16 protein-coding genes are annotated in these 23,088 nt (G+C 59.1%); 13 read left to right on the forward strand and 3 right to left on the reverse strand.

Annotated elements, in window-relative coordinates; all coding sequences use genetic code 11:
* Positions 1-261 precede the first annotated feature (261 nt).
* Positions 262-2,157, forward strand: coding sequence for a FlgD immunoglobulin-like domain containing protein (locus PLH32_09685; GenBank protein HQJ64867.1), 1,896 nt, complete (start codon positions 262-264; stop codon positions 2,155-2,157).
* A gap of 191 nt (positions 2,158-2,348) precedes the next feature.
* Complete coding sequence (typA, locus tag PLH32_09690; GenBank protein HQJ64868.1) at positions 2,349-4,178, forward strand: translational GTPase TypA; 1,830 nt, start codon at positions 2,349-2,351, stop codon at positions 4,176-4,178.
* 1 nt (position 4,179) lies between these two features.
* Here the strand turns inward: typA and PLH32_09695 are convergent, their stop codons facing one another.
* A complete protein-coding gene (locus tag PLH32_09695; GenBank protein HQJ64869.1) occupies positions 4,180-5,169 on the reverse strand; it encodes a hypothetical protein in 990 nt (329 codons plus the stop codon).
* Between the two features lie 14 nt (positions 5,170-5,183).
* Positions 5,184-9,413: a fibronectin type III domain-containing protein gene (locus tag PLH32_09700; protein ID HQJ64870.1), complete on the reverse strand. Its 4,230-nt coding sequence runs from the start codon at positions 9,411-9,413 to the stop codon at positions 5,184-5,186.
* Positions 9,414-9,605: 192 nt separating this feature from the next.
* Between PLH32_09700 and PLH32_09705 the strand changes: the two genes are divergently transcribed.
* Together PLH32_09705 and PLH32_09710 are read left to right on the forward strand one after the other, a co-directional pair.
* On the forward strand, positions 9,606-10,535 hold the full coding sequence (locus PLH32_09705; GenBank protein HQJ64871.1) for a CorA family divalent cation transporter: 930 nt from the start codon (positions 9,606-9,608) through the stop codon (positions 10,533-10,535).
* A gap of 11 nt (positions 10,536-10,546) precedes the next feature.
* A complete protein-coding gene (locus PLH32_09710; protein HQJ64872.1) occupies positions 10,547-11,122 on the forward strand; it encodes a YiiX/YebB-like N1pC/P60 family cysteine hydrolase in 576 nt (191 codons plus the stop codon).
* Positions 11,123-11,146: 24 nt separating this feature from the next.
* On the opposite strand, the gene PLH32_09715 is transcribed toward PLH32_09710, so the two are convergent.
* The gene (locus PLH32_09715; protein ID HQJ64873.1) at positions 11,147-12,598 is read right to left on the reverse strand and encodes a CsgG/HfaB family protein; all 1,452 of its coding nucleotides are present in this window, start codon (positions 12,596-12,598) and stop codon (positions 11,147-11,149) included.
* 203 nt (positions 12,599-12,801) lie between these two features.
* On the opposite strand from PLH32_09715, the gene PLH32_09720 reads away from it, so the two are divergent.
* The 9 genes from PLH32_09720 to PLH32_09760 all read left to right on the forward strand — a co-directional run bounded on the left by PLH32_09720 (position 12,802) and on the right by PLH32_09760 (position 23,070).
* The gene (locus PLH32_09720) at positions 12,802-13,599 is read left to right on the forward strand and encodes a lysophospholipid acyltransferase family protein (GenBank protein ID HQJ64874.1); all 798 of its coding nucleotides are present in this window, start codon (positions 12,802-12,804) and stop codon (positions 13,597-13,599) included.
* A 42-nt stretch (positions 13,600-13,641) separates the two neighbouring features.
* Positions 13,642-15,555: a signal peptide peptidase SppA gene (sppA, locus tag PLH32_09725; GenBank protein HQJ64875.1), complete on the forward strand. Its 1,914-nt coding sequence runs from the start codon at positions 13,642-13,644 to the stop codon at positions 15,553-15,555.
* Between the two features lie 106 nt (positions 15,556-15,661).
* A complete protein-coding gene (locus tag PLH32_09730; GenBank protein HQJ64876.1) occupies positions 15,662-15,859 on the forward strand; it encodes a cation transporter in 198 nt (65 codons plus the stop codon).
* Between the two features lies 1 nt (position 15,860).
* The gene (locus tag PLH32_09735) at positions 15,861-18,164 is read left to right on the forward strand and encodes a heavy metal translocating P-type ATPase (protein HQJ64877.1); all 2,304 of its coding nucleotides are present in this window, start codon (positions 15,861-15,863) and stop codon (positions 18,162-18,164) included.
* 134 nt (positions 18,165-18,298) lie between these two features.
* The gene (locus PLH32_09740) at positions 18,299-19,978 is read left to right on the forward strand and encodes a peptide MFS transporter (GenBank protein ID HQJ64878.1); all 1,680 of its coding nucleotides are present in this window, start codon (positions 18,299-18,301) and stop codon (positions 19,976-19,978) included.
* Between the two features lie 59 nt (positions 19,979-20,037).
* A complete protein-coding gene (locus tag PLH32_09745; GenBank protein ID HQJ64879.1) occupies positions 20,038-20,706 on the forward strand; it encodes an RluA family pseudouridine synthase in 669 nt (222 codons plus the stop codon).
* Between the two features lie 8 nt (positions 20,707-20,714).
* The gene (locus PLH32_09750) at positions 20,715-21,581 is read left to right on the forward strand and encodes a DUF72 domain-containing protein (GenBank protein ID HQJ64880.1); all 867 of its coding nucleotides are present in this window, start codon (positions 20,715-20,717) and stop codon (positions 21,579-21,581) included.
* Between the two features lie 66 nt (positions 21,582-21,647).
* Positions 21,648-22,481 carry a glycoside hydrolase family 16 protein gene (locus PLH32_09755; GenBank protein HQJ64881.1) on the forward strand — a complete coding sequence of 278 codons (834 nt, stop codon included), beginning with the start codon at positions 21,648-21,650 and terminating at the stop codon, positions 22,479-22,481.
* A gap of 46 nt (positions 22,482-22,527) precedes the next feature.
* The gene (locus PLH32_09760) at positions 22,528-23,070 is read left to right on the forward strand and encodes a hypothetical protein (GenBank protein ID HQJ64882.1); all 543 of its coding nucleotides are present in this window, start codon (positions 22,528-22,530) and stop codon (positions 23,068-23,070) included.
* The last annotated feature ends 18 nt before the right edge of the window (positions 23,071-23,088 follow it).

A 23,088-nucleotide genomic window follows, 5' to 3' on the forward strand; every position in this document is an offset into this window, starting at 1 on the left:
TCAGCATCGGTCACGGTAACCGGATGAAGTAGCAAGAATAAATTAAACAACCTGAAGGTAAAAAGCCAGAATTTTCGAATCTGGTCCGATTATTGTAAAATAGAGGCCGGATTGAAACGATGATAATTCCTAATGAATTGTATTTCAATCACTTGGTTGAAATCACGATTCATCGCGGTGTCAAAGAAAAGGGACAGAGGTGACGCTTTTAGATGGCACCTGGACTGCTGCCCAGCGCCCTCTTGCTCCGGGGAGGAAAAGATGTTCAAAACGAAACCGATCGTGATCCTCATTTGGGCAGTGCTGCTCCTGGCCGTTCTGCCGGCCGGAGCCCAGGATCACCCATGGCATTTCACGTGTGGAGACCAGTCCCAGGTCGAAATTATCGCCGCAGGATTGGGAAACCGGTCGGCCTCTGTGGCCTACCCCAAAATCCTCTACATCCCCAATCCTGCGAATGTCGACAGCATCCTCATTCAGGTAGTCGCCAAAGTGCCCCCCGAAGTGACGCCGCCCGATGAAGTCTACATCGCCACCCCGGCCGACAAGATCCATCTGGATAAACCAACGGTCATCACCGAGGGATATGGATACCATTATGAAACCCTGCTCAAACCCGCGAACTGGATCAAGATCTACGTCGAGGGCGACACCAATCCGGGATATTATGCGGCGCGGGGCGTGATTGCCTACATCTTCCGCAAGAATCCCGATGCCCGCTTTTCCGCGGGCCAACTGGTGCACAAGGGTTTGTGGTGGGAGGCTAGCGACCGGCCGCTCTCCTGGAGCGAAACCTGGTCCATCCCGGCGGCAACCGCACCACGCGATGTCGACGTGACCTTTGTCGTCACCGAGAAGGAGAGCTCCAAGCGTCTGGCAGTGCTGCGCGCTGAAGCCGGTTCCCAGATCATCTCAAAAACCTTCGATGACCCCAATCTCGGCGATGAGGTCCTGGTCGAAACCCTGACCCTCAAAAGCGTGCCCGGGGATGTCACCGAGATCAAGGCAACCCTCACCTCACCAATGGATACCGGCGACTCGATCTATTGGAGCGGCCTGATGGTCTCAACCTCCAGCTGCGGCGGCATGGACTTTGGCGACGCCATGGAACATGGCTTTCCCACCCTGCTGAGCCACAACGGCGCGCGCCATCTGTTCAAACCCGGCTGTATGCTTGGCGCTCTAATTGACACCGAGGAGGATGCGACACCCAGCGACAAGGCCGACGGCGACGATGCCACCGGCATTGATGATGAGGATGGTGTGGAGTTCAAAACCCGTCTGGTGCAGGGGCAATCCGCCCAGATCGAGGTTACAGCCAGCACCCAGGGCTATCTCAACGCCTGGTTCGACTGGAAGGGCGATGGCAACTGGAATGACGCGATGGATCACGTCCTCACCAATGTGCTCCTCCAGCCGGGCGTCAATTCCCTTCCGGTCGCCGTGCCGATGACGGGTCTGAAAGAGCTTTTCTCCTTCTGTCGTTTCCGCTTCAGCACAGTCTCCGGCCTGGGCGTGGACGGTCCGGCACCGGATGGCGAGGTGGAGGACTATCTGGTGCCGGTCTATACACCGGTGGAAATGAGCGCCTTTTCGGCGACGCGGATGGACGGTTCGGTGGTGCTGCAATGGGAGACCCAGTCCGAGAGTGACAATCTGGGTTTCAATGTCTATCGCTCCACCGACGAGCATGGCATTTTCACTCAGATCAACACCCGGATGATCCCCGGCGCCGGCAGCAGCGCCAGCGCCCACACCTACCGTTATGTCGACAACTCGGTTGAAACGGGGCAGATCTATTACTATCAGATCGTAGACATCGCCACCAACGGCACGATGCAATGGCATGGACCGGTGATGATCGAGATGATCCAGCCGGCCGCGAACCGCCTGGAACAGAACTCGCCCAATCCCTTCAACGCCCAGACTCGCATCGCCTATGCCGTCAAGCAGCCGGGGCAGGTCCTGCTGGCCATTTATAATCTGCAGGGCCAGCGCGTCCGCACCCTGATCAGCAACCGTCTGGAAGCGGGCAGTTACTCAGCGATCTGGGATGGCCGCGATGACAACGGGCATGACCTCCCGACCGGGGCGTATCTCTACGTGCTCAAGATGCCGGATTCCGAGCTGAGCCAGCGGATGACCCTGATCAAGTAAGCGCAATACCCTGTAACCAGAAAGGCGAGCTGCCGGCAGCTCGCCTTTTTTTATGGACTCTCCACAACTCAGAACGGGGGGATAGGTGCATCGGGCTAATATTTGTCTGGCATCTGACTATTGTTCTGCGTATATTATAGGCTTGATAATTTATTAAAATCCCTCATCTTATTTTTAGCAGGGTCGCCACCATGAAAAACAGCCGTCACAATCCGCTGATCCGCAATATCGCCATCATCGCCCACGTCGATCATGGCAAAACCACGCTCGTCGATCAGATGCTGCGTCAAAGCGGTCTCTTTCGTGAAAACCAGCAAGTCGAGGAGCGCATCATGGACAATATGGACCTCGAGCGCGAGCGCGGCATTACCATCGCCGCCAAGAACTGCTCGGTCCGCTGGGAGGGCGTCAAGATCAATATTCTCGACACACCCGGTCATGCCGATTTTGGAGGCGAGGTCGAGCGTGCTCTCAAGATGGTCGATGGGGCGATCCTGCTGGTCGATGCCTCGGAGGGGCCGCTGCCCCAGACCCGCTTCGTCCTCAAGAAAGCCCTCGAAGGTGATCTCAAGATCATCGTGGTCATCAACAAGATCGACCGCAAGGATGCCCGGCCGCAGCAGGTCCTCAACGAGATCTATGACCTTTTCATCGACCTGGACGCCACGGAGGAGCAGATCGAGTTTCCGGTGCTCTATGCCATCGGGCGTCAGGGGATCGCGCAGAGCGCCCTTGACGTAGCGGGAGACGACCTCCAGCCCCTCTTCAAAGCGATCCTCGAATACATCCCGCCGCCCAGCTACATCCCGGGAGAGCCCTTTCAGATGCTGGTCTCCGACCTCAACTATTCAGATTATCTCGGCCGTCTGGCCATTGGCCGGGTCTTCAACGGCAGCGCCTACAACAACGACAGTCTGATCTGCATCGCTGAAGATGGGAGTCTGCAACCCCTGCGGGTGACGCGGATCCAGGTCTATGATGGCATCGCTCTGCGCGAAGCCGACCGTGCCGAACCCGGGGATATCATCATCCTTGCCGGCATCGAGGAGGTCCATATCGGCGACACCATCTGCACCGCGCAGGCTCCCAAGGCACTGAAGCGGATCACCGTGGATGAGCCGACCATCTCCATGCTTTTCACCATCAACACCTCTCCCCTCTCCGGGCGCGAGGGGAAAAATGTCCAGTCGGGTAAGCTGCGGGAACGGCTGATGAAGGAGATCCTGCGGAATGTCGCGATTCGCGTCGAGGAGGGGGAAAGTCCGGACCGTTTCATCGTCAAGGGCCGCGGCGAATTTCAAATGGCCATACTGATCGAGACCATGCGGCGAGAGGATTTCGAACTCTGCGTCAGCCGGCCTAATGTCATTTACAAGACCATCAACGGCGTCCGTCACGAACCGATCGAGCACCTGTTCATCGATTGTGAAGAGCAGTTCCTCGGAATCGTCACCGAAAAACTCTCCCGGCGCAAGGCGCGAATGGTCAACCTGGTCAACCATGGCACCGGCCGCGTCCGCGTCGAATTCTCCGTTCCCTCCCGTTCGCTCATTGGCTACCGCAACGAGTTTCTCACGGATACCAAGGGAACAGGGATCATGAATTTTCTCCTGGCGGGCTACGAACCCTATCGCGGCGATTTTATCACCCGTCTGACCGGATCCATCGTCTCCGACCGCTCCGGTGACACCGTCGCCTACGCTCTGGGCAACCTCGAGCCCCGTGGCATCCTCTTCGTCGGTCCTGGCGAGCCCACCTATGAGGGTCACATCGTCGGCGAGCATAACCGTGACAACGATATCGATGTCAATGCTACCAAGCAGAAAAAGCTGACCAACATGCGCAGCTCGACCAAGGACGAGGCGATCCAGCTCACGCCTTTCACCCCGATGACCCTGGAGCGGGCCATTGAATTCATCAAGGATGATGAGATGGTCGAGGTGACCCCCAAATCAATCCGTCTGCGCAAGACGATCCTCAGCGCACAGCAGCGCAAGGAGTACGAGCGGCAGGGCGCGTGATCTATCCCTGGGCTTTGAGTTTTTCGACCCAGGCCAGCAGGGCCTCGGGATAGGTGGCGAAAGAGGTGCCATCGACCTGCCAGGTTGCCTTGAGGCCGGCATCCAGGCCGTTGCCGGGCGCCAGCAGGTCGATCTGGGCCTGGGCTCCGGCGAAATCCTGGAGATAGAAACGCGCCTCGGCCAGTCCAAGACGGACCGCCCGGGCATTCACCTTGCTGTTGTAGGCCATGCTATAGGCGCTATTGAGGCTCAGCACTTTCGCCAGGTCGGCGCCAGCCTGGTTGTAGAGATTGAGCGCCAGCCGCACAAAGCCGCGCCCGGCAAGGGCATCGGCATCAGCGCCGTTCAGGGCGATAGCGCCGCTGAACCAGCTCAGGGCCGTCGTAAGGGAATCGAGGGCCGGATGGGCGCAGCACCATCCCAGCCCGGTATAGGCCTCCGAGGCTTGCGGCTGGACGGTCAGCAAACTCCGGAACAAGGCCATCGCCCCGGGGATATCCGCTAGCCGGTATTTCGTCCAGGCTGCCCCTGCCAGATCCGCCGTTGCCATGGCGGTGCGGAACGTATCTTCCGCGGAACGGACCAGCCCACCCTGGGATTTGGACTGCACGACAAAGTAGTAGAGCGTATTGGAGCGCAGACTGGCCACGACCATACGATGGCTGGTTGATTGGAAGGCGCTGATGCTGTCTTTGAGGGTATAGCTGCCGCTGGAGGTGCCATAGAGGACGGCACTGGTCGACAGGATATCGGTGGTCCAGCTGATTGTCACCTGATAGCTCTGGATCTCGCTCACTTCCGGAATGTCCGTGATCACCGGCTTGGGGTAGTTTTGGGGGTTGGTACCGCTGTCACTCCCGCAGCCGCCGACTGTGATCAGGGCTGCGAGCAGTCCGGTCCGGATCACCGGCCTGAGGATGCGGCGCAGTCGGCGCACCGCCAGGGTGGTGGTCATCATGCCTCTTTTCCTGTCCTTACCTCGCTTGGTCATCTTCCTCTCCCCTTTCACTGCAGAATCAGCAATTTACGAGTGAGGGTTCTTGCCGGGGTGCTGCAGCGGTAGAAATAGACGCCGCTGGCGACGACTCTGCGGCTCTCATCCAGGCCGTCCCAGACCAGGACGTGCTCGCCGGCCTCCAGTCTGCCACGGTGCAGGGTGCAGATGCGTTCTCCCAGCAGATTGAAAAGGCTGATCTCCACCTCCTGTGCTTCGGGTAGATCGAGGAGGAAGGTCGTCTTCTCGAGGTTGATGTGGAAGGGATTGGGATAATTCTGCCGCAAGGCGAAGTGTTGCGGCAGGCTCGGTGCAGCAGCCGCCAGGCGGATAGAACCCAGACGGGTAAGAGCAGCGCGGAGGATCCCGTTCTCCGCCGCCGTGGGGATTGCACGCCATGAACCGTCCGGCTGCCGCTGCTCGAAGCAAGGATTGCCAGCGGCAGGGGCCGCAAGGGCGAGTCGCAGCTGGACCGGTCGATTCAACACCAGATCGGCGGGACCGATGGCCCAGGATGGCTTTGTCAGTGAGTTCGTCTCCTCCTCGGGGACGATGGTCATGTAAAGGTCCTGCGGCACACTGGCGGGACCGAGGGCCAGGGTCAACCGTCCATCGGGGGAAGCCAGCTCACCTCCGCTTCCAGCCAGCATAAACTGTGCGGAAAAGTCCCGTTCACCCAGGCCGTTGTTGCCCGCCAGATCCTCCCCGCTGACCTTGATGTGCAGGATCCCGTTCTGCGCGAGCTGATAATCCGCCTTGTAGAGGGGGATGTTGCCGGGCACCCGCTGCGCCGGAACCGCGGCACCGCCGATCTCGACGGCAGGCGTTTTGGCGAGGGTTTCCGAGGAAAAAATGTAGATATCCATATAACGGGTGAGCACCGGGTTCTGGGCAATGCCGATGGTCAAGGCCGGAGGCTGTTGGTCGGGAGCAGCCGTGCGGAAGCCCCAGACAAAGTCATCGACCGGCGACCCTTCAGCGATGCTGTTGTTGTTGCCGTCGAGTCCGACGCCACCTTCCTGGGGGATGGTTCCCTTGAGCCGTACCGTGATGGAGTCATCGGCAGGTACTAGGGTATCGACCTGGAAGCGCAGCCGGCGTATGCTGGGATCGTAGGTGATGAGACCAATGAGGGGGCCTCGGGTGGCGCTGGTGACCGAAAAAGTCGCCGCAGTGATCGAGTCGCTGATCACCCGTTGATCAAAATCGGCCTGTACATAAAAATCCTGCTTGAAATAGGAGATCCCCACTGCGCCCGGGACCGGGTAGACGGCGCTGACGTGCAGCGGCTTGCTAGAGGTGCGGGCGACGGTGGCGAGATGCAGGAAATGGATCTCGTTGCTCGTGGCTGAATTGACGCGCATCCACAGGGCATCCACGCTGCCGGCGGGAGATCGCCGGGGCGTCTCAGGGTATTGATCATCCACCTCATCGTTGCTGATGTTGCCCCCGGCAATCCATTCCCCCTGGTTGCGGATATTGAGAAAGATGTCGCCGTCCGCGGCAGAGGCTTTAGCGAGAACCGGCGCATCGGCGGCTTGCCAGGGTGCCGCGACGTAACGGCCAAGCGCGGCAGCACCCTGATCGTCGCGGTAGAGTAGGGCCACCGTCCCGGCGCCATCGCAGGTCAGGCTTGGGCTGCTGACATTCCCGGTGGCGGACTTGGCGGCGGGTTCGGCCGTCGACCAGACGCCATCCTGATAGTATTTATAGAGAATGCGAATATCGCCCGGCTTGTAGTTGTCGGTATAGGCCAGGTGGACGACCCCCGCCTCATCGATGACCAGCGCGGGGTAGCGGTCGTAAAGCACCCCCGAGGTTGTCAGCAGGGAGGGCGCATCCCAGGCGGCATCATTCATACTGCGTGTGCACCAGACGTTCCGGGTTGCGTCATCAAAAACCCCGTCGCACCAGATCACCCAGGCTTCACCGGTGGGAGTAAAATCGATCACGGGAACGTGGCAGCGGCGGGAACCGCTCAAACTGCTGAGCAGTTGCACTGGAGACCACGTCAGGCCGCCATCACTGGAATGGGCGTGATAGACATCACCCGCGTAATCGTCGTCGTAGAGGGCCGAATTCCAGACCACATGCGGGTTGCCGGCGGGATCGACGGCGATCGCGGCGTAGAGCATATCGCGATCTTCATCGGGATCGCTGAGGCGCACAGGTGCGCTCCAGGTGGCGCCGCCATCGCCGGAATGGCTGTAATAGATCCCCAGCTTGTCACTGCTCGAGACGGGGCGGGCGTGCCAGGCGGCATGTAGACCGCCCAGGGCGTCTGCCGCCACACTGGGCATGCCACCGTGAAAGAGCGTCGCATCCACCTGGATCGCATCGGACCAGGTGGTTCCGTCATCGGCGCTGCCCTTGTGGTAAATGAAGCGCCGGCTACCTGCCACCTCATGATAGAGCAGGTGAAGGCGGTGATCCGGGGTACGGGTCAGGTTCCGTCCCGAATAGGCATAAGCATGACTCTGCTGAACGCTGGCGAGGCTCTGGTCGAAAGCCGCTGCAGTCTGAAACTGGAAATCCGCGCTATACCGGGGGCCATTGCCATAGGCGTCCGTCGCGCCAACCCGGTAATGGTAAAGGGTGTTGGGTTCCAGCCCGGTGAGGGTGGCGACATGGTCGGTCACCAGGGTGGTATCCCTGAGGCGTTGTCCATAACTGCTGGTGGTGCCGTATTCAATCAAACTGGCGGCGGGCTCGTCGGTCTGCCACGCAATGGCCATGGAATGACCGGTCGGCAGCATTTCCCGCGGCCCGCTGAGAATGAGAGGCGGCGTATTGTCGGTCAGCTCGCTGCTGACGGAATAGATGAAGCTGTTGTTATCCTTCAGGCTCACGGCGGTCAGGACCAGGGCATCCGCAGAGCGTCCGATGGCTTGCAGGCTATAGCTGCCGGAATTGGCGGCATCGAGGGCCACGCTGTGCAGGGCATCCTGACTACCGCTTTCATAGATCTCCGCCGCCATCTGGAATCCCGGCTTGCCCTGGAGATGCAGCACGGCGGTCGAATCCTCGCCCGTGAAACGGTAATAGCCCATGGACCATTTGGGGAGAGAAGCCGACTGATCGGCCAGGGGATAGACGGCATGGGGTTTTGAGGCCGGCAGGCTGGGGAGAACGATCTTGTTGTAGGCATACCAGCCGTTCGCGCCGAGATCCGGGTTGTCGGCATAGTTGGCGACCGCAAAATTCGTAAAGATCTCCTCAAAGCTCAGAGGGATACCGCGCGTGACCAGGGCGCTGCGCACCCCATCGATACTGTTCTTCGGATCGCGGACAATCGTCCCGATCAGCTCGGGGCCGAATTTCTCGGCGAGATAGTAGGTCCAGAGGGCGACTTTCTGATAATCCCACAGGTTCTCGTCGCTGGCATCAAATTCGGTCAGGGAGCGCTGCGGATGCAGCAGATAATAGGCCGGGCTGCGCAAGGCATACCCGCAAAGGACTTCGCTGTATTCGGAGGCTCCTTCATCAACCCAGAGGCCATTGGTATCTTCATCGGCATCGAGGCCGTTGTGGATGAGGTGCTGAAACTCGTGTGCGACGGTCGCCAGGGCCCCATCACCGGCTGGATTCTGCGGATAGCAATCCACATTGATCAGGTTCTTGCGGTTGCTGTAGGAGCCGGTGGTCTGGTCCGTGGGGCTGAAGTAGCCGGCGATATAGACGCGCTTGCCCAGATCGGGATTGTATGAATCCTTGATATCATGAATGAGGATATAGACCGCCTTCTCGTTGAAGCGATCCGGTGGCGCGCCAAAGATAGAGGTCACGAGATCATAGATGCCGCGGGCTGGGTCGAGCGAAGCAGGTGGCGTGGCCGTCTCGAAGGCGGTGTAAAAGCCGTCGACATCCTCAACGGTGACCCGACCCTCGTCCAAATCCTCCGTGCCGACAAAGATATAGCTGTGGCTGGTCTTCTTTTTGCACACCGCCTTGATCGAGGAATAAGAAGAGGTGGCAAAATCAATGGTGTAAAAGCTCAGGGTATCGCCTACCTCATGGGCCGTGCCGCCGGGTTTAGCCAGCGTGGCCGGCAGCTGCGGTTGCAGCAGCCGGGTATTCTCAAGCAGGCGCGCCTCTTTCCCTGCGATCACGGGTGTGCCGCAGAGCCGTCCCGGCTCGTCTGCCAGACGGACGGCCCCCTCCCGGATCCGGTCAGCGCCCTGGAGGCTAGCGGCCAGCAGCAGCGGAATGGCGAGAAGGGATACGGTCTTTCTTGCATTCATGGCATTTCCATATCTTTTTGTAATTATATATTTTATATAACTCTAAATCCGATTCGGCTTTCCGTAAAGTACGACAATTTGCCCCTTGTCGCAAGATATTTTTCATCGTTACAGGGACAAAATACTTTTTTTCACGCCGCGGATTATGTACATTAGTAAAAAGAGAGGTTGAACAAATATCCTGTTAATACCATGACAAACACCGTATTCGAGAGAGGCCAGGATGGCTTCCGCTGGCTGGACTGTATCCAGCCCACACCCGCAGAGCTTGATCAGGTCGCTCAGGATTACACCTTGCATCCCACTTCGGTGCAGGACTGCCTTCAGCCCGAGCATCTGCCCAAGTTTGAACGGTTCGACAACACCCATTTTCTCATCGTCCGGGCGTTCGATGAGGCGTGTCCGGAGGACGCCGATTCGATCCAAGCGCTGACCCGCAAAATTGCCATCTTCTGGAACAGCCATTTTTTCATCACCATTCACCGGCTCGATCAGCCCTTTCTCGAAGAGCTGCGGCGCCTTTGGACCGCGCCGGGCACGCAAGCTACCACCGAGCCCTCGGTGCCGCTGCTGCACGACCTGATCAAACGCGTTCTGATCAGCTATGAAAAGCCCCTCGAGACCGCCGCGGTGCGATTGGATGGTTACGAGGAAAAGGTTTTCACCAGCCGGGCTGAACCGCGCCTGCTGAAGGAGCTCTACCTGCTCAAGCGCAAGGCGACGGTCTTTAAAAAAATGATCTTTTTAACCAAGGATGTGCTCAGAGCCCTCACCATCGAGACGCATCAGCACCGGCCGTTGATTCAGGACCTCATCGAGACCGCAGATCGCCTCTTCTTCCTGGCCGACGCGCTCCTGGAGAACACCAATACCCTGCTCAACATGCACATTTCTCTCGCCTCGCAGCGGACCAATGAAGTCATGCGCGTCCTTACCCTTTTTTCAGTTTTTTTTCTGCCTCTGACCTTTATCGTCGGCATCTACGGCATGAATTTTGAATTTATGCCCGAATTGCATCATCCATTGGGTTACCCCTTCATCCTGCTGGCCATGCTCCTTGTAGTCGTAGCGGTTTATTCCTGGTTCCGCCGCAAGGGGTGGTTGGGCTCCGAGGGGGAGTGAGGGAGGGGAAAATGCGAACGCCTGCCAACCCCGCTGTTTTTCTGGACTATGCCAGCACCCGCGCTGACATCCGCGATGGCGATATTTTGCTCTATGAAAGTGACACCTTTTATTCACGGATTATCAAGAAGGTGACCCATTCCCGCTACACCCATGCCGGGATTGCGGTCTGGTGGTTCGAGCGGCTCATGGTCATGGAGGCGGTAGGAAGCGGTGTGGGGGTCACCCCGCTCTCCGTTGGCATCAAGAAGCACAAGGCCCGGGTCCACTGGTTCACCGCGGTGCGGCCTCTGACCGAGGAACAGCGCCGCCAGATGATCATGAAGGGTCAGGAGGAGTTAGGCAAGAAGTATGACCTGTGGCATGCGATCTGGGTGGGGATCAAGCTGCTATTCAACTGGGAACCGGAGCGGCGGGATGCTTTGCGCAAGGAGAAAAAGTTTTTCTGCTCCGCCTATGTGGCGCATGTCTATAACGCCTGCGGCATCGATCTCAAGTGCGGCCTCAGTGACAGCTCCATGGTGCCGGAGGATATCGCGACCTCCACGGAGCTGACAGACCGGGGCATCCTGAAAAATATGGAATAGAAGCGGCGCCAAGGCCGCGTCCGGCTATTTCAGGACCCTGACATCGTCCTGCGGAACCCAGGCCAAGCGGCCGTCGAGCAGTTTGACCTGATACCAATCCCCCTGTGAGGCCGTCACCTCCAGTTCGATGCCGCCGGGAACGCGTACCAGAACCTTGCTGGCGGTGTCGGGCTTTTCATAAAGGGCGGTGCGATCCGCGCCGGAACCGTTGATCTGGATCCGCGGCACAAGAGCGGCGGTTGTCTGCTCGGCCGTCACCGTGAAATCGTGCTCTTTCAAATCCACACCCATCGATTGGAGCAGTTCCCAGTACTTCTCCTGCTTCTCCACCCGCTGCAGCGCTTTACGGTACTTGTCTTCCTTGCTGACCAGGGTCGCCGCCGTGCGGTAATTCTGCATGGCCTCCTTGTAATTGCCCACCACTTCGTGCAGCAGCCCGAGATTAAAGATCGCGGCATGATTATAGGGATCCTGCTCCAGAATGGCGCTGTAATTCACAAAGGCGTTCTGCAAATCGTACTGATCGATGAACTCCCGGGCAGCGTCCGCCTGCCGCTTGAACTCTTTCCCCTCGATACGGGCGAATTCGAACTTGTTCTGTTCAAAGCGCGGCGTATAATAGTTGATCAGTTCCTTGGCGACATTTTGCAGGCAGAGGTCGATGGTCTGGTCGGCCGGAGGCAGTCCTTTGCTGCTGTTGTCATCATCACAACTCTTGACCTCCTGCTTGTTGGTGGCCTCTTTGGTACCGATCAACTGGCCGGTCTCTACGCGGACAATGCGGATGGTCGCCGAGACGGTGGCGACCCGCTTGTTGCACCAGACCTCTTTTTTCTCTTCGACCTTGTTCTTGCCGGAGCCCTTGGTGGTGGTACGAGTCTCGGAATCCCAGGTATCCTTCACCGCCGCATTGACCTGGCCGGTGAGGATGGCATCGACGCCGAGGAGCTTGCCTACCTGGGCAGCTTGGGTTTCATCGATGAGTCCGCTCTGGCCGAGCTTCATCTCCTCGAGAATTTGCTCCATACGCTGCCGCTCGACGACGACAAAGACGTTGGTGCGGGCGCCATCTTGGAAGCTCTTGCCCTCCTTGCGCTTGAGGCCGAGAAAGCCCGAACCGACATCCTTGACACCCCGGTCCGTTTCGACCATTTGGGTGATGAGCAGGTCCGCAAGCTTTTTGCCGGCATCCTCGAAGGGTTTCGGGCCCTTGTCCCCGCTGGCGGCGACATTTTCGATGGTGTTGAGAATTTTGTCGAGGCTTTTCCTGCCAGCGGGCTTTTTCTCCGATTCGTAGCGCGAGGTGACCGAAAAATCGGCGACGGCCATCTGGCGTACTCCCTCCATAACCTGCTCCGGGGGTGTTAGGATGAAGCATTTGAGATCCTGGGCGACAGCAGCAGTACCGGCCAGCCCACAGACGAAAAGAAGAGATAAAATCAAACCCGACCCAAAGACGATATGCTGCTTGGTCATGACCGCACTCCTGGTTTATCCGCGATGAACCACATTCTGCTCAATAAAACAAAATATCATCCCATGGAATAAAAGTCAATAACTATTTACTAAAATCGCACGCCGGCCCGGCAACCTGATATTCACCGCACTTTTATCTTTTTTCATAGCCCGAAGTGTTGTATATTGAAGCAATCAAACCCTGATCCGGAGGCAAATGGACGATGGCGAGCAGACCGAAGATCCTCAATGCCCTGCTTTCTGCCGTAGTATGGTTGCTTTTTGTGCTGTTGATCCTTCTATGGCTGCCCCTCACGGCGCTCGTCTGGCTCTTCGACCGGGATCCAGCCCGTTATCGCACCGGCCGGTTCTTCCGCTGGTTGGCCCACCCCATTGCGGTCCTGGGCCCCTCCTGGCGGGCGCGTGTGGAGGGAGTGGAGATTCAGAATCCGCGCCGGCCCTATGTGGTGGTCGCCAATCATCAATCCATTCTCGACATCCCGATGCTGGCCTTGATACCGATGGAGTACAAATGGGTGGCCAAGGAACCTCTCTTCCGCATCCCCGTTCTTGGCTGGATGATGCGCCTGGCCGGCGACATCCCGCTCGACCGCGCGAGCACCCGCAGCGGCATCCAAGCCCTCAAGGCGGCGCGCACGTACCTGGATCGCAAGTGCTCCGTCTTCTTCTTCCCCGAGGGCACCCGCTCGGAGGATCGGCGCGTCTACGATTTCAATGAGGGCGCCTTTTTTCTGGCGGTCAAGGCGCAGGTTCCGGTCCTGCCCATGGCCATCGAGGGCGCCAGCGACTGCCTTCCCAAGCATTCCTGGATCTTCGGCGACCTGCATGATATCAAGATTCAAGTCCTGCCCCCGGTGGAAACGTCCGGCATGAGCAAGGAGGATGTGCCGCAGTTGACCCGGCAGGTCCGTGCGGCGATCATCCGCCAGATCGCCTCCTGGCAGGGCGTAGCTGTTGAACAAGTCGATGCGGCCGGTGTGGTCCGCCCGCCCGCGTTTTAGCACTACGGTGGTTTCGTTTCTTCTTTCAACCAGGAGCAGATGATGGAGCAAATGCCCCTTTATCCCCAGCCTCCAGCTTCAGCGGCAGCGCCGCGGCGCAAGAGCCGGTGGTGGCTCATCCTTGCGATCTTTGCCTTGCTTTTTCTCTTCGGCGTGATCTTTTTTATCGCCGGACTCTTCGCGCTGGTCAAGGGCCCCTTTTCGGAGAAGCCGGTGGAGATCAAAACCGGCTCGGTGATCGAGCTGCGCATCCGCGGCGATCTGGCTGAAAACCTTCAGACAGCACCCCTCTCCCTCTTCGGCGGCGAGGCGCAGAGCGCGACCATGCTCGATCTCCTCAACGGCATTCAGCGCGCTAAAAGCGACGACCGCATCCGCGGACTCTATTACCGCTCCGGCGACCTCTCCTGCGGCATGGCCAAAGCTACGGAAATCCGCGACGCCCTGCTCGATTTTAAAACCTCAGGCAAACCCTTCAAGGCCTATCTCGACCTGGGCGGGGAACTGGATTACTATTTTGCCTCGGCGGCCGACTCGATCTTCATGCCGACCGAAGGTCTGCTCGAGCTCAACGGATTTGCCATCGAGGATATCTTCTGGAAGGAGACGCTTGATCGCATCGGCATCCAGTTCTATGTCGAACAATTCGAGGAGTACAAATCCGCGGGGGAAGCCTACAGTCGCACCGGTTTCAGCGCCCCGGCGCGCGAATCCCTGCATGCCTTGCTGCAGCAGCGGCAGGAGACCTTTCTCAAGGCTGTGGCAGCCAGCCGTAATCTCGATCCCCGCACCACAGCGGCCGCTCTGAACCGCGGTCTCTATTCAGCCGACTCGCTCCTGGAACTGGGCTTCATCGACGGCATCCGCTCCGAGGGGTACGTGCGAGATCAGCTCCTCCGCCGCAAGGTCGATGGCGACTCGACGGCCAAAAAGAGTCCCCTGGTCACAATCGCCAATTATGCGCACAGCGCCGACAAGGGCCTGAAACAGGTCGTGGAGGGCAAACAAATCGCCCTGATCTATGCCTCGGGTTTGATCGTCAGCGGGGAGACCGAATCCAATCCCCTGCTCGATCAAGCGATGGTCGCCTCGCGAAATTTCGTGCGCTACCTCCGTCAGGCGCGCGAGGACAAGCACATCAAGGCCATCATTCTGCGCATCGATAGCCCCGGCGGCTCGGTCATGGCCGCTGACGAGATCTGGGAGGAGCTGGAGCAAACCCGTAAAGTCAAACCCCTCTATGCTTCGATGAGCGATGTTGCGGCCTCGGGCGGCTATTACATCGCCATGGCCTGCGACACGCTCATCGCGCACCCGCAGAGCATCACCGGCTCGATCGGTGTCATCTCGACCATCCCGAATTTCAGCGGTGCACTTGCCAAGATCGGCGCACACGTAGATACTCTTAAAAGCACCGACGGGGCGCTCTTCCTCAATCCCCTGCTCCCCTTCAGCGACAAGGATAAAAAGCTGTACCGCCGTCTCTCCGCCAACATCTATCAGCGGTTCGTGCAGCGAGTTGCCGACAGCCGGGACAAGTCCTTCGAGGAGACGCGCCTGCTGGCGCGCGGGCGGGTCTGGACCGGCGAGGCCGCCCTCGCCAGGGGCTTGGTCGATACCCTTGGCGGATTGCGGACGGCGCTGAATCTGGCCAAACGCCGCATCGGTATCGCCCCGGACCAGAAGGTCCGGTTGCGGCTCTTCCCGCCGGCGCAGGAGCCCTGGGACGCCTTCAAGAAACTCTTTGATCTCCTGAGTCAGGAGGCAAGCGGCATCGCCGTCCAGCGGACACCGCTCGCCTCGGCTACCGCAGCCTCCGCCCTCCTGCCGGCCTGGCCCCTGCTACCCGTGCCGCTGCGCAGCCAGATGGAATATATCCTGCTGCTGCACGAACTTAGCACCCGGGAGCCTGTGCTAGCCGCGATGCCCTCGATCGCACCCCTGCTGATACGGTAAAGGCGCCGCCGGCCACACACTATAGAAATATTCCACGCCGCATTTTGTTATAGCTCTAACAGGATGCGGCGTTTTTATTGATCCGATTATCACATGAGGAGGATAAATGGAAGAAGAACGATTCACCATTTCAGGCATGTCCTGCATGCACTGCGTCGCGGCAGTCAAAAGGGCTTTGGAAACCCTCGGCCTCACGGTGGTTGAGGTTGCGCTCGGCAGTGCGCGCGTCCGCTATGATGAGCATCAGGTCAGCCGCGCGCAAATCGTGGCGGCCATCGAAGAGGCGGGCTATCAGGTTGTCTGATATGGCTGATGAAATCCGTCCCCCCGGCTTAGCCGGCGATTCAAGGACTCCGGGTGGTACGAGTTGGTCCCTTCCCGTAGCGGGGATGACCTGTGCCAGTTGTGTGGCCCGCGTCGAAAAGAGCCTGAAGAAGATCCCCGGCCTAACCGATGTAGCGGTTAACCTAGCCACAGAGAAAGCCTCTTTTACCGTCACCGATCCCGCCGTGCGTCTGGAGGCAATTGCCAAAGCCGTGGCTGCGGCCGGCTATCAGCTGGCGCTGCCGGCGCCCGCCACCGCGCCTACAGAATCCCCCGCAGCAGCCGGCGCAAAGGATGAATCGGATGAGGGCTTGCGGCGTGACCTGCGAACCGCGCTGATTTTCTCCCTCCCCGTATTTCTCATCAGCATGGGGATGCCCCTCCCCTTTTTCCACCTCCTTTGGCCCTTTTCCATGGAGACAACCGGAAAAATCCTCTTCCTGCTGACCACGCCGGTGATGTTCATTTCCGGCGCTCGGTTCTTCCGGATTTTCTGGCGCAACCTACGCCACTTCACGGCGGACATGAACAGTCTGGTGGCCATCGGCACCGGGTCGGCCTACGGTTATAGCACACTCGCCGTTCTCTTCCCGCAGCTGCTCGGGGAGACGCAGCGCACGGCGCAGGTCTATTTTGACTCGGCAGCGGTGATTATCACCCTCATCCTGCTCGGGCGGTGGCTGGAACATCGTGCCAAAAAGCAAACAGGGGCGGCCATCAGGCGGCTGCTCGAATTGCAGCCCAAAACCGCCCGAGTCCGGCGCGGAGAGCGGATCGAGGAGATCCCGATCCATGTCTTGCAAGCTGGAGACCGGGTACTGGTCCGTCCCGGAGAGAAGATTCCGGCCGATGGCCGCATCGAATTCGGCGCCTCCGCTGTGGATGAGGCCATGATCACCGGGGAGAGCCTGCCGGTAGACAAGGCGGCAGGGGACCGGGTGACCGGGGGCACATTCAACACCGCCGGCGCATTCGAATTTACGGTTACGGCGGCAGGCAGCGCCTCGGTGCTGGCCCAGATCATCCGCATGGTGGAGCAGGCTCAGGGTTCCAAGGCGCCGATCCAGCGGCTGGCCGACCGGATTGCAGCCATTTTTGTCCCGGTCGTCACCCTCATCGCCCTGCTAACCCTGGCTGGCTGGCTCTTCATCGGCCGCGTACCTTTCGGGGAGGCACTGCTTCCCTTCGTCGCGGTGCTGATCATTGCCTGCCCCTGCGCCCTCGGCCTGGCGACACCGGCCGCGATCATCGTGGGCACGGGAGCCGGAGCACGGCGCGGCATCCTCATTAAAAACGGCGAAAGTCTCGAGATCGCCCACCGGATCGATACCATTCTGCTCGATAAAACTGGGACCATCACGCGCGGGCAACCGCGGGTCACGGAGATCCAGACGGCCGGCATGGCGGAGAGGGAGTTGTTGCGGATGGCGGCGGCTGTGGAAAATCTCGCCGCGCACCCCTACGCCACAGCCGTGACCGAGGAGGCCCGCCAGCGCGGGATTGTCCTCCCTGCCTGCCAGGAGTTCGCCAGCGCCACCGGTTCCGGGGTGCTCGGACGGGTAGAGGGCCGGCTGATCCAGATCGGTCATCAAGCCTATGTGGAGCAGAGCGGGGCCGAGATCGGGAGTTGGCGGGATCGGGCCCAGGTGTTGGCTGAGGCGGGCAAGAGCCTGCTCTTCGTTGCAGTCGATGGGCAAGTCGCCGGTCTTATCACCGTTGCCGATGTCATCCGGCCGGAATCGGCCGCCGCTGTCCGCGCCCTGCAGCAGCGAGCGATCCGGGTGGTGATGCTCACCGGCGACCATTCCGCTGCTGCGGCCGCGATCGCCGAGGAGGCAGGGGTGGACCGCTTTATGGCGGAGATCCGCCCCAATGCCAAGGCGGAGGTAGTCCAGAGCGAACAGCAAGCTGGGCATGTGGTTGCCATGGTCGGTGACGGCGTTAACGACGCGCCAGCTCTGGCACAGGCGGATGTCGGGATCGCGATCGGCAGCGGTACAGATGTCGCGATCGAATCGGCCGCCATCACTCTGGTACAGGGCGATCTCACCCGGGTGGTCGAAGCGATCGATCTCTCCCGGCGCACCATGCGGACGATCCGGCAAAACCTCTTTTGGGCTTTTTTCTACAATATCCTCGGCATCCCCCTGGCGGCGCTGGGACTCCTCAATCCGATGCTGGCCGCCCTGGCCATGTCCTTCAGCTCGGTTTCGGTCCTTACCAATTCACTGCGGCTGAAGCGCCTGGCACCCGAAATCGCGTCACCCCGGCCGGGGTTGCAGTGAAAAATAAGTAGCTTTTTTGCCAAAATGAGCTTAATTTCAGGTAATCGGTAAGGGCGGTCGGCGGCTCTGAAGGGTGGTTCACAGGATGGCAGGCGCTCACGACCAACGCCAAAGACAACTGAAAGGATCTTGACATGCTCAAAGGACACCCCAAGGGTCTGCTGGTCGCATTCTTTGCCAACATGGGGGAACGGTTCGGCTTTTACACCATGGTGGCCATCTTCATCCTCTTTTTACAGGCCAAATATGGCATGAATGCAGCTGCGGCCAGCCAGGTGTACGGCATCTTTATGTTCTTTGTCTACTTTTTTCCGCTGCTAGGCGGTTTCATCGCCGACCGGTTTCTCGGTTTCAGCAAGACCATCAGCATCGGCCTTATCGTGATGTTCATCGGGTATCTGATGCTGGCCACGCCGACCCCGATGAATCAGGGGTTCAGCTTGGTGGTTGGCGCCCTGGCGGTCATTGCCCTGGGGACCGGGCTTTTCAAGGGCAATCTCCAGGCCCTAGTGGGCAAGATGTACGAACCGCCCGAATACGCGGCCAATCGCGACCGCGCCTTCAGCATCTTTTACATGGGGATCAATATCGGCGCCATGCTCGCACCGACCGCTGCCGAGATGGTGAGCAACTGGGTTCTGGCCAAAAAAACCTTCCATTACGATGCTCATATTCCCGCCCTGGCCAACCAGTTTCTAAACGGCGAACTTAAGGATCCCAGCGCCTACCTGGCTGTTGCCCGGGCTCAGGACCCCGGCGTCACCCTCTCAACCCTTGGCAATTTTTCACAATCCTATATCAACCAGCTGAGCCAGTCCTATCATTACGCCTTTAGCATTGCCTGCATCAGCCTGATTATTTCGATGCTCATCTTCTGGATTTTCCGCCGCTATTACCGGGAGGCTGACTATATGGTGGGGAGCACGGCGACAAAAGCGCAACCGGCGCATGTCGAGACCCTCACCCCGCAGCAAACCCGCGAACGCCTCATCGCCCTGGGTCTGGTTTATTTTGTGGTGATCTTTTTCTGGATGTCCTTTCATCAGAACGGCGTCACCATGACCTATTTCGCCCGCGATTACACCCAACCCAGCGTCGGCCGTTTCACCAATCTCTGGTTCGACCTCTTCGGGCTGCTGCCGGTCTTTTTCGCCGCGCTCGGACTCTACTATGCCATCCGCAGGTCGAGCACTATCAAACAGCGCATCGGCGGGGCGGCTGCAACCCTTCTCTTCCTGATCATCGCCGCCCTGCGTTTCCAAAGCTACGGTGCAGTCAATCCCTTCACACCGCAAAAATTCCAGCATTTCAATCCCTTTTTCATCGTCGCGCTCACGCCGGTCGTCGTGGGTCTCTTCAGCTGGCTCAACGCCAAAGGCAAGGAGCCTTCTGCCCCGCGCAAGATCGGCTTCGGCATGCTGATTACTGCCGCAGGCTTTTTCATCCTCGTTCTCGGCTCACTCGGTCTTCCGAGCCCGAAGGAGCTCGGCGGGCAAGTCGCCCCTTCGGCACTGCTGGTCTCCCCATACTGGCTGATCAGCACCTACCTGACCCTGACCATCGCCGAACTTTTCCTCAGCCCGATGGGTATCTCGTTCGTGGCCCGGGTGGCGCCTCCTAAATACAAGGGGGTCATGCAGGGCGGATGGTTTGCCGCGACCGCCCTGGGCAACTATCTGTTGTCGGTCATCGGTTTTCTATGGATGAAGGTGCCCCTCTGGAGCCTCTGGACGATCCTGGTGATCTGCTGTCTGCTCTCTGCAGCCTTCATTTTTTCGGTTATGAAGCGTCTCGAGCGGGCCACCCAAGGTTGATAAAGCAGCTGGTTTTGCGCCGCACCCAGGCTGGACGCGGCAGAAGCCAGCAGAAACGCATGATGAATCCCCTCTACCTCGATGACGACATTGCCGTCTTCGACAAACCCACGGGACTGGCCTCCATCCCGGAACGAAATCCGGACGCGGCATGCCTGCTGCACCTGGCGGAAACTGCCCTGGGCCAGAAGCTCTTCATCGTTCACCGTCTCGACAAAGAGGTGAGCGGATTGATTCTGTTCGCCCGACACGCGGCGGCGCATCGCTTCCTCAACGCCTGCTTTGCCGGCCGCACGGTGGAGAAACGCTATCTTTTGCTCGCGCTGGGTCGGATCATGAGTGACCGCGGGCAAATCGATGCCGCAATCCGGCAGTATGGCTCTGGAAGGATGGGGATCGATCCAGAACGGGGCAAGCCCTCCCTCACCGAATACGCCGTTCTCAAACGTTTTTCCGGCTCCAGCCTGGTCCGCGCCTTTCCCCATACCGGGCGGCGGCACCAGCTGCGCGTCCACTTTTACAGCATCGGCCACCCCATTGCCGGCGACCCCCGCTATGGCGGCACCCCGACCGGGCCGGCCTGGCCGCGCCTGATGCTCCATGCCGAAGCGATCGCCTTCACCACTGCCGCCGGCATACCTTTGGAGTTCACCGCCCCCCCTCCTGCCTCCTTCACCGCGGTGCTCGAAAGACTGGAGCCTCTTCGGCCGAAAGATCCCCTTCTTTAGGAGGTGCCATGGAAAAACTTCACATCGGCACTTGCAGCTGGAAATATCCCTCGTGGGCGGGCCTGGTCTATTCGGCCCCCACGGGTATCGACTATCTCCGGGAGTACGCCCAAAAGTATACTACCGTCGAGATCGATCAGTGGTTCTGGTCCCTCTTTGAAGGCGGCAAGGTGCAGCTTCCGAAAACAACCGATGTCGAAAGTTACGCCCGCGCCGTGCCAAAAAGCTTTACTTTCACGATCAAGGCGCCCAACAGCGTCTCCCTCACCCATCCTTATCAAGGGGCGAGCGATGGCCCAGTTGCTGCCAATCCCTTCTTCCTATCCGCTGCGGTCATGCGCGATTTGTACGAACGTCTCGAACCGCTGCGGGAGCAGATCGGCATGCTCTTCCTGCAATTCGAATATCTCAACCGGCAGAAAATGGCCTCCCAGCAGCAATTTCAGCAGCGCGTGCAGGAGTTTCGCGCACAACTGCCCGCTGGGCCGCCGCTTGGCCTGGAAATCCGCAACAGCACCTGGCTGAATGCAACCTTTTTTGAGTTCCTCCTCGCCGCCGGGATCCATCCGGTCCTGCTGCAAGGCTACTGGATGCCACCGGTAACCCAGGTTTACGAAAAACACCGGGCCCTGATCGTGCGCCATCCCACCCTGATGCTGCGTTTGATGGGCGCTGACCGCCAAGGTATCGAAAAGGAGGCCGCGGGCTCCTGGGATCGGGTGTTATGGTCGAAAGAGCAAGAACTGCTGGGGATTGCCGAAATGATCCGGGATATCCTTGCCGCCGGCGTGGAACTCTATGTCAACATCAATAACCACTACGAAGGATCGGCACCGCGCACCATCGCCCGGCTGCTGGAGCTGCTTGATGTGTAAAATTAGGGGTTGCGAATAAGAGGAGATTTCCTTAGCTTGATTCGGATGACAATCTAGGAGTAACAGATGAAGAGTATCCGGTTGATCGGCTTGTTGATGGTCTTCGGGCTCTGGGCGTGCGAAAAGGATTCCGTTTCTGCGGATAATAAGCCGGTGGACAAGCCGGAAGGCTGGCAACTGGTCTGGTCGGATGATTTTACCACCAACGGCCTTCCCAGCGCGACGCGTTGGGGCTATCAGACCGGCGGCAGCGGCTGGGGCAACGATGAAAAACAGTATTACTATGGCGACCGGCCGGAAAACTGCCGCGTCGAGAATGGCATGCTGATCATCGAAGCGCGCAAGGATAATTTTGAGGGGCATCCCTACACCTCAGCCCGGCTGGTCAGCCGGGGCAAAGGGGACTGGACCTATGGCCGCTTCGAGATCCGCGCCAAGCTGCCGGCAGGACGAGGCACCTGGCCCGCCATCTGGATGATGCCGACCGTATCAACCTACGGCAGCGGCGGCTGGCCGGATAACGGCGAGATCGATATCATGGAGCACGTAGGTTACGACATGGGCATCATCCATGCCTCGATTCATTCACTAAAGTACAACCACAAGATCAATACCCAGAAGACAGCCACCCTTAAAGTCTATGATGTCGCTTCCAAATTCCACGACTATATCCTCGAGTGGGATGCGACCCAGATCAGGGCCTGGGTCGATACCACCCTCTATTTCACCACACCGAACGAAGGCAAGGGCTGGGAGTACTGGCCCTTCGACAAGTCGTTCTACCTGATCCTTAACATTGCTATCGGGGGCAGCTGGGGTGGTGCGCAGGGCATCGACGATTCCATTTTTCCTCAGCAGATGGTAGTCGACTACGTCCGCGTCTACCAAAAACCGCAATAAGAAGGATTGACGAGGGGGTTTCCCCCATGCCGGAAGAGGGATTGAAATGAAGGTTTGGATAAAAGCCGGATTACTGGCGCTGCCGCTGCTGGCCGCCTCGCCGCGTCCGCTTCTGGCGGACAAGAACGATCAAGCCCGGGCCAAGGAGGCTGATGTCGTGGCGCCGGATGCGGTGGTGCGCGCGGCCTACGAGTGCATCTCCGGGCCGCGTGGCCGGGATCGGGATTGGGACCGGATGCGCAATCTCTGGATTGGCAACGCCCGCATCATCCTCTCCTCCGCCGACTATGAAGGCAAAAGCCGCTGGGAAAACCTGACCCTGGAGAGCTTTATTCAACGGGTTTCCGATTATTACAAGGCGCAGGGTTTTTTCGAGCGGGAGATCGCCTCAACCATCCAGCGCTTCGGCAATGTCGCCCAGATCTGGAGCACCTTCGAAATCCGCAAGGGATCGTCGACCGGCCCGGTCATCAGTCGCGGCATCAACAGCTGGCAGTTGGTCCGGCACGAGGAACGCTGGTGGATAGCCCAGCTGGTCTATGATTTCGAAAGCAGCCGTAATCCTTTGCCGGAGCGCTATCTCAAATAGCCGTCACCACGATTCCAT

The sequence above is a fragment of the bacterium genome, from assembly GCA_035419245.1.
In the GTDB taxonomy this organism is placed as follows: domain Bacteria; phylum Zhuqueibacterota; class Zhuqueibacteria; order Residuimicrobiales; family Residuimicrobiaceae; genus JAKPUX01.

Bases quoted from the DNA above. Each gene is read 5' to 3' on its own strand.
- PLH32_09700 (HQJ64870.1), bottom strand. From the start codon at position 9,413: ATGAATGCAAGAAAGACCGTATCCCTTCTCGCCATTCCGCTGCTGCTG.
- PLH32_09760 (HQJ64882.1), top strand. From the start codon at position 22,528: ATGAAGGTTTGGATAAAAGCCGGATTACTGGCGCTGCCGCTGCTGGCC.
- PLH32_09715 (HQJ64873.1), bottom strand. From the start codon at position 12,598: ATGACCAAGCAGCATATCGTCTTTGGGTCGGGTTTGATTTTATCTCTT.
- PLH32_09735 (HQJ64877.1), top strand. From the start codon at position 15,861: ATGGCTGATGAAATCCGTCCCCCCGGCTTAGCCGGCGATTCAAGGACT.
- PLH32_09745 (HQJ64879.1), top strand. From the start codon at position 20,038: ATGATGAATCCCCTCTACCTCGATGACGACATTGCCGTCTTCGACAAA.
- PLH32_09720 (HQJ64874.1), top strand. From the start codon at position 12,802: ATGGCGAGCAGACCGAAGATCCTCAATGCCCTGCTTTCTGCCGTAGTA.
- PLH32_09740 (HQJ64878.1), top strand. From the start codon at position 18,299: ATGCTCAAAGGACACCCCAAGGGTCTGCTGGTCGCATTCTTTGCCAAC.
- PLH32_09730 (HQJ64876.1), top strand. From the start codon at position 15,662: ATGGAAGAAGAACGATTCACCATTTCAGGCATGTCCTGCATGCACTGC.
- PLH32_09755 (HQJ64881.1), top strand. From the start codon at position 21,648: ATGAAGAGTATCCGGTTGATCGGCTTGTTGATGGTCTTCGGGCTCTGG.
- PLH32_09750 (HQJ64880.1), top strand. From the start codon at position 20,715: ATGGAAAAACTTCACATCGGCACTTGCAGCTGGAAATATCCCTCGTGG.
- sppA (HQJ64875.1), top strand. From the start codon at position 13,642: ATGGAGCAAATGCCCCTTTATCCCCAGCCTCCAGCTTCAGCGGCAGCG.
- PLH32_09705 (HQJ64871.1), top strand. From the start codon at position 9,606: ATGACAAACACCGTATTCGAGAGAGGCCAGGATGGCTTCCGCTGGCTG.
- PLH32_09710 (HQJ64872.1), top strand. From the start codon at position 10,547: ATGCGAACGCCTGCCAACCCCGCTGTTTTTCTGGACTATGCCAGCACC.
- PLH32_09685 (HQJ64867.1), top strand. From the start codon at position 262: ATGTTCAAAACGAAACCGATCGTGATCCTCATTTGGGCAGTGCTGCTC.
- PLH32_09695 (HQJ64869.1), bottom strand. From the start codon at position 5,169: ATGACCAAGCGAGGTAAGGACAGGAAAAGAGGCATGATGACCACCACC.
- typA (HQJ64868.1), top strand. From the start codon at position 2,349: ATGAAAAACAGCCGTCACAATCCGCTGATCCGCAATATCGCCATCATC.